Origin of the sequence: Acinetobacter sp., assembly GCF_041919735.1 — a bacterium.
GTDB lineage: Bacteria > Pseudomonadota > Gammaproteobacteria > Pseudomonadales > Moraxellaceae > Acinetobacter.
The window spans coordinates 40411-52657 of the sequence record NZ_JAYRTF010000004.1 but is presented as its reverse complement, the minus strand read 5'-3'; the positions used below and the strand labels follow the sequence as shown (position 1 = coordinate 52657).

The following is a 12247-nucleotide window of genomic DNA, read 5'->3' as shown; positions in this document are numbered from 1 at the left end:
ACATTATCCCAGTCAATAGATGTTCCAGCATGCTGCAAATTCTGCAAAAAAACTTAGATGAAAGTACGCTATGCCCCTTGTGCCGCGCTTCCATGTTCTGGGTTGAAGCTGAACAGTATGATCAGGAATTAAATTATCACGAATGCAGTTACTGCGAACACAAAATTTATCAGGATGCCGCGCGCAGCTGCCACTGTACCGCCTGCCAAAATAACCGCAAAAAGCTGATCAAAGAAGCGCTGCATCAAGAAAATTATAAGCAGAAAATGAAGGGCAAAGACAAAGACTTGGTTGAGTTTGAACTGAACCAGTTAAGCTTTGTTCAAAAGCTGTTTTTACTGTCGATTTTAGATGATCAAGTCTTTGAAAACTCCCAGCATGATGAGTTTATAGACTGGGAAAAAATCAAATACGCGCCTATTTCGCCGAATTACTTGTATCAAAAAAGCCTGATGAAGCGCTTGATCGACCAGCATGTGCTGACCCTGAAAGATGATGCGTCTGAATCCGGCCAGTATTATATCAATGTGCGCTTGGACGGCTATTCTGAACCCAGCCTGTACAGCATTACACACCGCCTGCGGCTCTGGTTTTATGAAAATTTGTCTCAGGGCATTCCCTTTAAAAGCTCCGATGAAGTCAAGGATGCCATTTATGAACTGCTGTATGAAAAAATCGTGCAGTTCATTCAGTTTTACTGCAAGCTGTGGCAAGTGCAAATTTCCGGCAATAATGGGCTGAGAACGCTGTGTTATCGCTTGCTGGACAGCCTAGCAGCCGGCCAGATTTTCTATTTAATGCAAACCGCGTTGGATTATCTGCATCAGCAAAAACTGCTGCAGCCGCGCAATGAAAAATTCATCAATACCAACTTATTGAAAAAAACCGTGCAGCAGTACCGTGAGCGCAGCATTGCTGAAAAATGGGTAACGTCCACCTTGCCCCATCCGCCGCAGCTGCACATGTCCAAAATGATTGATGTGCTGTTTTTCCGGTTTTTAAACTGCGATGAATCGATATTTGTGCAGCCCATTTGGAAAATTTGGGAAAAAACTGAGCCGCGCCTGAAATTTTATGCGCTAAAACGCTGCATGCACTGCGGTTCAGATGAGTTGGATGTTGATTTTGACGCCGATAATCATGTTTCACTGTTTTGCCGCAATTGCAAACATCAAGACCACTATTTCACACGTTGATTCACGCGCTACAATATACTGTGCAAGCTACTGCACAAAGTACTATGCACATTTATGCATTTAAATTTTGGCATCAAAATAAGCCGTTACCAAGTCTGATCATTCTTCTGAACTGAACCTGAGACTGACTTCACCCGCTGAGGGAGAACCTGAAATGAACCGCCCGGAAGAACTCAATACCGCCACCCATTCTGAGCTGAGCCAAAAATTGCAGGATTTAAGCGCGCCGCTGATGCAGCAAGTGATTGATGCATGGATCGAATTGAAGACCCAGCAGCCTTTAGTCCATATCATCACCAATGCCGTTGCCAGCAATTATGTAGCCAATGTGCTTTTAGCCGCAGGCGCTTCACCGGCGATGATTGACAATCCTTTTGAAGCTGAAAGCTTTGCCGGCATCGCCAGCGCCATCAGCCTGAACCTCGGCACACCGACATCCGAACAAATGCAGGCCATGCAAATTGCGGCGCAGACAGCGCAGGATTTAGGCAAAGTGTGGGTGCTTGACCCTGTAGGCTATGGCCCTATCTTAAAATGGCGTTCAGACATGGCCGATGCCTTGCTGCAATACCATCCGGCCGTCATTCGCGGCAATGCCTCTGAAATAGGCGCACTGGCAGGCAACCAAATTCAATCCAAAGGGGTCGACAGCACTATCAGCAGTGAATCCATCTATCTTCAGGCTCAGCCCTTATTTGAACACGCTGAGTGCATTGCGATTTCCGGTGAATCCGACTTTATTTTGTGCAGATCACTCAATGCCGTGGTGCAAGTCAATGGCGGATCTGATTTACAGCCCAAAGTCACCGCATCAGGCTGTGCATTAGGCGCTTTAACAGCGGCATATTGCGCAGTGAGTGACAGTGTTGCAGCAGGTACTGTTGCAGCGCATATCCACTTTGCCATTGCCGGGAAAAAAGCGCATGAGCGCGCCAATACAGCGGGCAGTTTCAATGTGGCTTTCATTGATGAAGTTTATGCGCTGAATGAAGAAGACCTGAGGCAGTACACAGACTTCAGCATTCTGGCTTTATAAAGCTGAAGATTGCTTTTTTTTAAATGTATCGTCTTTAAGGCCGGCGTCTTCAACATTATCTTTAGGCAGACAATATCAGCCTTATTTTACATAACGGCCGGCAGCCAGATTAAAAATCGTTCCGCACATGGTTTTAAAATCCAGCTTGCAAATGCACATCAGCCCCATGCCATCAAAATAATCCGGCACATGCTGCAAAAAAAACTGATGATGTGAATTCGCGCGATTGCGCAGGCGCACCAATTGTTCAGGCGTCACTTTTGGCATATTGCAGGGATGCACAATAATCCCCTGGCCGCGGATTTGAACCTCCGGACGATAGCGCTGCATCATGTGCAGCACTTCAGCATGCTGCTGCGGCATTTTTCTGCCCGCGCGCGGAAAAAAGCTGACAGAGCGCGAAGCGAATAATGTATACACTTTGGGCTGCATCAAGGTCGTGACAAACCATAAAGATGAAGCCGGATAGCGCAGCTTGAAGTTTAAGGCGGCACGAATCGCTGAGTTTAAGCTGCGGTTTTTGCCGCAGTATTCCGTTAAGAATCCGGCTCTGGAACTGATAATAAAGATAGGCCGCTCGCCCAGCTTCAGCCTTAATATCGGAATAATGTTCTGCCCGATCAGCTTGCCTTGATGAAAATACTGCACAACAGGCACTGCTGCTGCAGCGGCATTATAGACATAGCTATGGAGCTGTTCGACAGTTGAATTGGGGAAAATATGGCGGTCAAATTCCCAGATTTTCTGAAATTGAAGCTGCTGCTCGTCTGGCGGCAGCTGAGCAAAATCAATCACAGTCTCTTCAATTTTCATTCGAGATGTTCCAAATTATTATTTTGTAAATTATTTTTTAAATTAAGCGGCATATCGATTCTATGATGCTCCGCTAAGTTCTGCAAGTTTGAGCCAACAGAAACACGCTTTAGCTGTTCTGCATGCGCTCATTCGTTCATTTCATTGAATAGCCTGTGCAATGCCGCTCAACATGGCAAAACCCGCACGGAATTCAACAAATCAACCTGCTGGCTTCCGCTCAGCCTGGCAGCAATCAGGCAATGCATTTTTGATCCAGCAGCCTCTTTTCAATCCATGACGCTCAATAAAAAAAATGCCAGCGGATGTGCATCCGCTGGCATTTGATGAATAGCTGTTTCTCAGCATGAAAGCATCATCTGCAAGCATGCGGATGCTGCTTTATGCTTGGATATGCACCGTTTTAATCCGGTTGCCTTCCATTTCCAGCACTTTAAATTGGATTCCCTGATAATTCAGTTCATCCCCAATGGCAACACGGCCTTGCAGCTTATCCAGAATCAGGCCAGAAACACTGATATAGTCAGCATCCTCTTCAACCAGATCCAGCATGCCCAGCTCAAGCTCAAGCTGATATAAATCCAGCATGCCGGATGCGTTCCATTCCTTCTCGCCGACTTTCACTAAATCCAGCTGCTCATCCGCATCCGGGAATTCACCCGCAATCGCTTCAAAAACATCCAAAGGTGAAATCAGGCCCTGCACATTGCCAAATTCATCCGACACCATCACCAATGAGCCTTTTGAGGTGCGCAGTGTATTGATCGCATCAATCACTTTCATTTTTTCGAAGATATAAATTGGACGGTGTTTTTTGATCAGGCCTTTTAATGCTTCGTCATCATCCAGCACGTCCAGCAATTCTTTCGCTCTGACCACGCTGATGACTTTATCCATGCTGCCGCGGCAGACAGGAAATAAACTGTGCGGAACGGAAAGCACCTGCTCACGGATTTTCTCAGGCGAATCATTTAAATCAACCCATGAAATCTGGCTCCGCGGTGTCATAATCGACGCGACAGAACGTTCCGCCAAGGTCAGTACGCCGCCAATCATATAGCGCTCTTCATCGGCAAAGGCTTCCTGAGCCTGCAACTGTTCCGAATTGCCAGCCGTTTCAACTTTTCCGCCCATCAGCTTTAAAATGCTGTCCGCGGTACGGTGGCGCAGCGGAATTTTTGACTGATGCTTAGCTGTATTGCGTTTGGTGAATTGATTGAACCCTTCAATCACAATCGCAACGCCAATGCCTGAATAAATGTAGCCTTTTGGAATATGGAAACCAAAACCTTCTGCAATCAAGCTGATACCGATCAACAGCAGGAAGCTTAAGCATAGAATCACGACGGTTGGATGACGGTTCACAAAAGAGGTCAAAGGCTTGGACGCCATCAGCATGACCATGACCGCAATGGTCACAGCAGCCATCATGACATAGATATTATCCACCATGCCAATAGCGGTAATCACGGAGTCTAAAGAGAATACGGCATCCAGCACAATAATTTGCGCCACGACAGCCCAGAAACCGGCATACACCACGTTGCCTGCCGCTTGAACTTCTGGCTTGCCTTCCATTTTTTCGTGCAGCTCTGTGACGGCTTTATAGACAAGGAACAAACCGCCGAACAGCAAAATCAGGTCACGGCCGGAGAATGTCAGCCCGCCGATCTCGATCAAAGGCTTGGTTAAGGTGACCAGCCACGAAATCACAGACAGCAGCGCCAAACGCATCAGCAAAGCTAAAGAAAGGCCAACAATACGCGCTTTATCACGCTGTTCTGGCGGGAGTTTTTCAGCCAAAATGGCAATAAAGACCAGGTTATCAATACCCAGTACAATTTCGAGGATAATTAAAGTAATCAGACCGACCCATAAACCAGGGTCCATTAAGAATTCCATTAACAGACATCTCCAAAACGGTGTGCAGAACAACAAGTTTGAAGAAAATTAGATAGGCCTACGCACGGCGAGGGATCCATAAAATGAACCTTTTCAACTTAAGATAATTTTATTATGCACAATCTTTAAATTTTGTACCTCTATTTTTGTACTTTTTCTTTTAATACCATTTTTCTTTAAAGAAGATATTTCTTTAAAATAATCAAATAAAAGCAGTCAAATTTTTGCGCCCAAGCATTTTGCTTAAAAGCATATGATGCATTCAGCTTAAAACAAATCAATGATTTAACCAATTATAGGCAACAACCTCATCTATCAGGCCCTAAAGGCCTATTCATACACTGAACAAAGCACGCAAGCCGTTTAATTTGAAATATCACAAAAGGAATTATCAATAATTTTTTGCAAATCTTTAGTTATATTTAATAAATATCTATTGATATTGCACCATTATTTTTCATAAAATGTCGATTCGTTAAAATAAAATTACAAAAAAATTGGGGACTTTTAATGACGAAAAAATACGCAAAGTTTTTGCCGGCTGGCGATGACTTCAACTTAGAAGAATTTCCTTATTATTGGGTCACTCAAGTGCATGCTCAATACGTATTGAATGTTGATCACGCTTTAAAGAAATACGGCGTGGACAACTCCAGACGGCGCATTCTTCTCGCTTTACATTCCAAACCCAATGCAAGCGTTTCAGATTTGTCTGAAATGGTGGTGTCCAAAATGTCGACGACCACCAAAATTGTTTACCGCTTAAAAGACGAAGGCTTCGTCAACACCTATTCTTGTGAAGATGATGCCCGCATCACCCGTGTTGTGCTGACCGAAAAAGGCCACCAAATGACACAAAAAATCAATGATTTAACCAATATCGTCTTAGAACAGTCCTTTGAGGGCCTAACGCCGCTTCAAATTGAAAAAATGATTGAAAGCTTAAAGCATATTTTCAAAAATCTTTCGCGTTAATCGTATTGTTCATGCGCAGGATCAATCGAAAAAATTCAGTTGGGGGCTGATTTTTTCGATTTTGATTTTAGGCACATGCGAGCATTCAAATTCTTCGGCAGGAAAGCCATGCACAAAACTGAGAATGTTTGGCGATTTCCAGCTGAGCCATTCATCCAGCCGTTGCTGTGGGATCACAATTACTGAACGCTTTACATGGCCCGGTTCATGGAAATCCTTCATCATCGGGTGGTCAGCGGCATCCATCGTAATCATGCTGGCTGAGCGGATAATCTCATCGCCTTTTTGGCAGATCTCATAGATCGCGGCAATAAAAAAAGCCTGCCCATCTTTACGCCTTACGCCCCAGCGTTGCGGCTTATCTTCAATGTATTTCGATTCATAAAATTCGAACACCGGAATAACGCCAAATTTGCATTTGCTCACTGCATTTTGAAATGTCGGCTTTTGCATCAGCGTTTCATTGCGCGCATTATACGTTTTCAGCGCAATGGAGGTATCATCCGCCCACTTGGGGATCATGCCAAAATGAACCTTCCGCCATTCCAGCCCCTGCGCTGATTTGAACAGCAAAGGCGTTTCATAATTCGGATAGATTTCTTCCGGGCAGTCAAAATCATATTCAGGCAGCCCCAGCTGATGAAGCTGGGCCAAAGTGAGCGGCTTATAATTGGCGCACATAAGCAAACGATGTTCATGCAAGATAAGCCAGTCTGTCATATTCAATTCAAAACATAAAGCAGCATCAAGCAACTCCAGTTTGAAGCCGGCATTGGCCAATCAAAGAGAGCTGAACGCTCTCTTTTTGAAGCATTAAAGAAAGATTAAGCCGGAAAGGTTTGCCAATGGGTTCGGGTAAACTCTTCAAAAATCCACTGGCCATTAAAACGCCCTAATCCAGAGTTGCGCTCGCCGCCAAAAGGCGCATTGGCCTGATCCGCCACACTGATGCCGTTAATATGCGTCATGCCGATATCAAGCTGTGCTGCAAATTCACCGCCTCGCTCTAAATTGGAGGTGCACACCGCGCTGGATAAACCAAAGCGGGTTGAATTCGCCAGCTCAAGTGCATGCGCTTCATCGCACGCTTTAATAATCGGCAAGATCGGGCCAAAGCTTTCTTCTAAAGCAATATCGGCCTGCGCATCGACATGGGTAAAGATATGCGGTGCAACCAGCTGCCCTTCTATGCCGCCTGCATAGGCAAGGATAGCATCCTGCTGAATGGCATTTTGGATAATGATTTTTAGCTTATCGACCTGAGGCTTGTTGATAATCGGGCCGATCAAGGTTTCAGGATTGTTCGGATCACCCACAGCAATGGTTTTTACCCGCTTTACCAGTTTTTCGACATAGGCATCATGCAAAGCCTCATCCACAATCACGCGGTTGGTGCTCATGCAGATTTGCCCTTGATGCAAAAAACGCCCCATCACAGTGAGCTCAACCGCCAAATCTAAATCTGCATCATCCAAAATCACCAATGGCGCATTGCCGCCCAGTTCTAAGGCGAGACGTTTCAGCCGCGAGCTGCCCAATGCCTTTACCCCAACTTGCTGCCCCACTTCTGTCGAGCCGGTAAAGGAAATCATTTTCGGAACCGGATGCTCTACAAAATAATCGCCAATTTCACTGCTGCTTCCCGCAACAACATTCAATACACCATGCGGCAAGCCCGCTTCTTCAAACAACTTGGCTAAAAGCGTTCCGCCCGTCACAGGCGTATCACTCGCAGGTTTCAGCACCACACTATTTGCACAGGCAATGGCAGTGACTACAGAACGCATGGATAAATGAAACGGGAAATTCCATGGGCTAATAACCGCAATGACGCCTAAAGGTTTACGCAGCACAAAGCTTTTACGGGAAGGATCTTGGCTCTGCAGTTGAACCGTCCGCATTTTCTCAGGGAAGCTTAAAGATTCACGAATAATGCCCAATGCAGCATCAACTTCAATATTCGCCTTTAAGCGGGTACTGCCCGACTCATCAATCAGCCATTGAATAATCTCTTCACGGCGCTGCTGAATAACTTCTATCAGCTTATTGATCACGCCAAGACGTACATCTATGGATTTAATCGCATTGTGTTTAAACGCACGTTCAGCGGCGCTATAGGCAGTGTCGACATCGACGTTGCTCGCAGCTTGCAATGTAAAAATTAATTCTTGGCTATAAGGGTTAATATTCTGAATATGACGCGCTGAAGTCCCCGCACGCCACTGACCATCAATATATTGCAAATCTAATGCTGTATAAGCCGTCATAGGATGATCCTGTTTTTATCATTCTTTCCAATGTAAAGGCTTCAGCCTTGAAAAGCTATGAGAAAAATGAGATGAAACTTTCTCTGATGAAATAAGGCAATTTTCTAGATGTCCTGGATGATGGATTCGCTGGACAGCGTTCAATATTCATTTATAAAAATAGACACTGATCCCAACGTCAAAGATCAGACCTTTTGCAATCAGGAATTACGGCAAAGCCATGTCACCCAATGCAGAAGCCGTCAAAAGCTAAATGCCATAAAAAAAAAGCCTCCGAAGAGGCTTTTTTTAGATTTACAGATTAGTCACCTGTATAACCTTTTAATTTTAAACGCGCTGCGTGAAGCAGAGGCTCTGTATAGCCTGATGGCTGCTCGCCGCCTTTGAACACTAAGTCATACGCTGCTTGGTATGCATAGCCGTCAAAGTTTGGCGCCATTGGCGTGTACAGCGGATCATTGGCGTTTTGCTCATCCACAATTTTCGCCATGCGCTGGAATACTTCTTCAACTTGCTCTTTCGTCACAATACCGTGACGCAGCCAGTTAGCAACGTGCTGTGAAGAAATACGCAGTGTTGCACGGTCTTCCATCAAACCAACGTTGTTGATGTCTAGAACTTTAGAACAGCCTACACCCAGGTCAACCCAGCGAACCACATAGCCCAAGATGCCTTGCAGGTTATTTTCAAGCTCTTTGGTTTTCTCTTCTGCAGACCAGCTTGTATCTGTCGCTAAAGGCGGCGTCAACAAGTCATCTAATGATAACGGCTGAGTGTTCAGCAATTCTTTTTGACGTGCAGACACGTTGCATTGATGGTAATGGATCGCGTGAATCACCGCGCCAGATGGAGACGGAACCCATGCACAGCTTGCGCCAGCTTCAGGATGCTCAATCTTGGTCTTGTACATATCCAGCAGCATATCCGGTTTTGGCCACATGCCTTTACCGATTTGCGCTTTGCCGCGCAAGCCAGCTTGAAGGCCGATCATCACGTTGCGGTTTTCGTATGCTGGGAACCAGATTTGCGATTTCACTTCGCCTTTACGAACGAATGGACCTGCTTCCATAAAGGTATGGATTTCGTCACCTGTACGGTCCATGAAGCCCGTGTTGATGAAGATTGTGCGGTCTTTCGCTTGTGCGATACAGTTTTTCAAGTTCACAGAAGTACGGCGTTCTTCATCCATGATCCCGATTTTTAAAGTTTTTGCAGGCAAACCAAGCGCTTGTTCAGCACGTTCGAATAATTCAACTGCAAATGCAACTTCTTCTGGACCGTGCATTTTTGGCTTCACGATGTACATTGAACCTTTACGCGAGTTCTTAATCGTGTTTTCGCCTTTAATGTCAGCAAAAGTCAGCAATGGCGTAACCAACGCATCCATGATGCCTTCGTAGATTTCAGCACCATCGACAAGGATCGCAGGGTTAGTCATCAAGTGGCCGACGTTGCGAAGCAGCATCAATGAACGGCCGTGAAGTTTTGTTTCACCGCCGATCAAGTTTTTGTGTGTACGGTCTTGGTTCAGAGTACGCGTAACGGTTTTGCCGTTTTTCTCGATGGATTCGGTCAACGTGCCGCGCATCAGGCCTAACCAATTGCGGTAGCCTTCAACTTTCTCTTCAGCATCAACCGCTGCAATAGAGTCTTCCAAGTCTTGGATTGTTGTTACTGCCGCTTCAAGCACTAAGTCTTTTACGCCAGCCGCGTCAGTTTTGCCGATTGGGCTGGTTGCATCAATTTCGACAACAACGTGCAAACCATTGTTTAAAAGCACGATTTCAGTCGGTGCAGCGTCTTCGCCATTGAAACCGACAAATTGAGCTTCTTTCGCCAAAGCGGTTTTAGAACCGTCTTTTAAGCTGACAACCAGTTTGTTGCCTTCAACTGCATATTGAGTCGCATCTGCGTGCGAACCATTTGCCAGCGGGAAAGTTTCATTTAAGAAGTTTTTAGCAAATGCGATCACTTTATCGCCGCGCACTGGGTTATAGCCCTTGCCTTTTTCCGCGCCGCCTTCTTCAGAGATTACGTCGAAGCCGTAAAGCGCATCATATAAAGAGCCCCAGCGAGCATTTGCCGCATTTAAGCAGTAACGCGCGTTACGCACAGGTACCACCAATTGCGCACCAGCCAATAATGCGATTTCTTCATCTACATTTTCTGTGCTGATTTGGAAATCTTCTACTTCTGGTAATAAGTAGCCAATTTCGGTAAGGAAAGCTTTGTAAGCTTCGAGTTCAAATTTGTTGTTGCGGTGCCATTCATCGATCTTCGCTTGAATGTCGTCACGCTTAGCCAATAGTGCTTTGTTCTTTGGGCTAAGATCGACAACGACTTGTTCAAAGTTTTTCCAGTAAGTTTCACTGTCCAAACCTGAACCTGGAAGTGCTTCATTTTCGATGAAATCGTAAAGTTCTTTAGCAATCGCTAACTTGCCTTTTTGAATACGTGCAGTCATTGTCTTTCCTGATATTGCTACTTTTTATAACAAGAGATTCCAGTATACCTATTTATACTTAGCTGAATAGCACTATCACATTACTAAATAGTGATCATTTTCTATCAAGTAAATACCCTCATTACTTCATAAAATCCAGATCAGAAATGCAACATCATCATCAGCTTGAATGCTCTTTTACAGTGTATAAAGTTTTTGAAATGCCGAAATTAGACTTAAGTGCAGATTTTTGTTTTAAAACTGAACAAAACAGCCTTTTTCAGTCACACGAAGACCTGATTAAGCCATGAAAAAAGGAAAATGTCGATAAAATATACAGTCATCTTTACATAAAAAAAGCGCCTGATTCAGGCGCTTTTTTCTATCTTTGATATGCTATTCAGCGCTGGCCGAAGCGCTGATTTGGCGGTGCGCCGAATTCAGGTAATCATCCGACTGCATTTCCAATAAACGTGAACGCGTGCGTTCAATTTCAAAAGCCAATTTTTCGCCTTGATAGATATCAATAATGGTGTCTTCCGATGTCAGCAGCAATTTCACCCCGCGGTCATAGAACTCATCGACCAGATAAATAAAGCGGCGCGTGCCTTCTGACAAGTAGTCAGTCATATGCGGCACATTGCTGACCAGCACCGTGTTGTACACATTGGCAATTTCAATAAAATCGGCCGGGCTGCGCGGCTTTAAGCACAGCTCTGAATATTCGCACCACAGCACATCTTCAGTATGGCCAATGGTTTCCACAATGCGGTTATTGATGATGATCGGTTCTTGCGACTGCACTTGGGTCTGCGTCAGGGCGGTAAAGCGCTGCGCCATCCAGAGCTTATGTTCATGCGTTAATGGCGATTTAAACAATTGTGCCTGTTTCAGCACGCGCAGGCGGTAATCCACCCCGGCATCAACATTCAGCACCACACAATTCTTTTTCACCATTTCGATAGTCGGCAGAAAACGGTCGCGGTGAATGCCGTTTTTATACAAGCCATCTGGCGCAATATTCGACGTTGCAACCAAAGTCACGCCGCGGGCGAACAATTTTTGGAACAGGTCGCTCAAAATCATGGCATCCGTGACGTTGGATACAAAGAACTCATCAAAACAAATAACAACAGCTTCTTTATAAATTTGATCCGCAACCAATTCCAGCGGATTGCGCTGGCCTGAGAGCTTGTTCAATTCACGGTGCACATGCTGCATAAAATGATGGAAATGCATGCGGGTTTTGCGGCGGAACGGCACAGATTCATAGAATTGATCCATCAACCAAGTCTTGCCGCGGCCGACACCGCCCCACATATACACGCCGCGCGGCGAGGTTTGACGGCGGAAACGGCGGAATGCCTTTTTAGATGCTTTGAAACGCTGAATCAGCTCTTGCCAAACGCGGTCCAGCTCATGCACAGCCTCAGCCTGAGCTTCGTCCGGCAGGAATTGGCCGGATGCCAGCGCATGCGCATAGCGTTCTGCAGGAGAAATTGGAGTAAAAGCCGTACTGTGGTGAGTTTGAAATTCAGACATATCATTAAATACTATTTGGGGCTATATAAAATTATAGCGAAGATTGAACCGTAATATATAACACTTTGGCATG

Annotated in this window: 9 protein-coding genes; 3 read left to right on the top strand and 6 right to left on the bottom strand. The window is 45.3% G+C overall.

The features are described 5' to 3' along the window. The first annotated feature begins 29 nt into the window (after positions 1-29). On the top strand, positions 30-1196 hold the full coding sequence (locus ACE3T3_RS03450; protein ID WP_374664090.1) for a hypothetical protein: 1167 nt from the start codon (positions 30-32) through the stop codon (positions 1194-1196). A 154-nt stretch (positions 1197-1350) separates the two neighbouring features. Then, positions 1351-2232 (top strand): hydroxyethylthiazole kinase, encoded by an 882-nt coding sequence (gene thiM, locus ACE3T3_RS03445; RefSeq protein WP_374664088.1) that lies wholly within the window; start codon positions 1351-1353, stop codon positions 2230-2232. 81 nt (positions 2233-2313) lie between these two features. On the opposite strand, the gene ACE3T3_RS03440 is transcribed toward thiM, so the two are convergent. Continuing rightward, complete coding sequence (locus ACE3T3_RS03440) at positions 2314-3045, bottom strand: hypothetical protein (protein WP_374664086.1); 732 nt, start codon at positions 3043-3045, stop codon at positions 2314-2316. Positions 3046-3426: 381 nt separating this feature from the next. Further along, on the bottom strand, positions 3427-4947 hold the full coding sequence (locus ACE3T3_RS03435; RefSeq protein ID WP_374664084.1) for a transporter associated domain-containing protein: 1521 nt from the start codon (positions 4945-4947) through the stop codon (positions 3427-3429). Between the two features lie 510 nt (positions 4948-5457). Between ACE3T3_RS03435 and ACE3T3_RS03430 the strand changes: the two genes are divergently transcribed. Next, positions 5458-5922, top strand: coding sequence for a MarR family winged helix-turn-helix transcriptional regulator (locus ACE3T3_RS03430; RefSeq protein ID WP_374664082.1), 465 nt, complete (start codon positions 5458-5460; stop codon positions 5920-5922). A 21-nt stretch (positions 5923-5943) separates the two neighbouring features. Here ACE3T3_RS03430 and ACE3T3_RS03425 read toward each other — a convergent pair whose 3' ends face one another. The 4 genes from ACE3T3_RS03425 to zapE form a co-directional block, all read right to left on the bottom strand. Further along, on the bottom strand, positions 5944-6603 hold the full coding sequence (locus ACE3T3_RS03425; RefSeq protein WP_374664291.1) for an SOS response-associated peptidase: 660 nt from the start codon (positions 6601-6603) through the stop codon (positions 5944-5946). A 143-nt stretch (positions 6604-6746) separates the two neighbouring features. Further along, positions 6747-8189, bottom strand: a complete 1443-nt coding sequence (locus ACE3T3_RS03420) for an aldehyde dehydrogenase family protein (protein ID WP_374664080.1) — start codon at positions 8187-8189, stop codon at positions 6747-6749. 301 nt (positions 8190-8490) lie between these two features. Continuing rightward, on the bottom strand, positions 8491-10653 hold the full coding sequence (locus ACE3T3_RS03415; protein ID WP_374664078.1) for a malate synthase G: 2163 nt from the start codon (positions 10651-10653) through the stop codon (positions 8491-8493). 375 nt (positions 10654-11028) lie between these two features. Beyond that, positions 11029-12174, bottom strand: a complete 1146-nt coding sequence (gene zapE / locus ACE3T3_RS03410; RefSeq protein ID WP_374664076.1) for a cell division protein ZapE — start codon at positions 12172-12174, stop codon at positions 11029-11031. Between the last annotated feature and the right edge of the window lie 73 nt (positions 12175-12247).

What these genes read in the sequence shown, in the direction of transcription:
- ACE3T3_RS03415 (WP_374664078.1), bottom strand. Translation starts at nt 10,653, where the DNA reads ATGACTGCACGTATTCAAAAAGGCAAGTTAGCGATTGCTAAAGAACTT.
- ACE3T3_RS03430 (WP_374664082.1), top strand. Translation starts at nt 5,458, where the DNA reads ATGACGAAAAAATACGCAAAGTTTTTGCCGGCTGGCGATGACTTCAAC.
- ACE3T3_RS03425 (WP_374664291.1), bottom strand. Translation starts at nt 6,603, where the DNA reads ATGTGCGCCAATTATAAGCCGCTCACTTTGGCCCAGCTTCATCAGCTG.
- ACE3T3_RS03450 (WP_374664090.1), top strand. Translation starts at nt 30, where the DNA reads ATGCTGCAAATTCTGCAAAAAAACTTAGATGAAAGTACGCTATGCCCC.
- ACE3T3_RS03420 (WP_374664080.1), bottom strand. Translation starts at nt 8,189, where the DNA reads ATGACGGCTTATACAGCATTAGATTTGCAATATATTGATGGTCAGTGG.
- ACE3T3_RS03435 (WP_374664084.1), bottom strand. Translation starts at nt 4,947, where the DNA reads ATGGAATTCTTAATGGACCCTGGTTTATGGGTCGGTCTGATTACTTTA.
- zapE (WP_374664076.1), bottom strand. Translation starts at nt 12,174, where the DNA reads ATGTCTGAATTTCAAACTCACCACAGTACGGCTTTTACTCCAATTTCT.
- ACE3T3_RS03440 (WP_374664086.1), bottom strand. Translation starts at nt 3,045, where the DNA reads ATGAAAATTGAAGAGACTGTGATTGATTTTGCTCAGCTGCCGCCAGAC.
- thiM (WP_374664088.1), top strand. Translation starts at nt 1,351, where the DNA reads ATGAACCGCCCGGAAGAACTCAATACCGCCACCCATTCTGAGCTGAGC.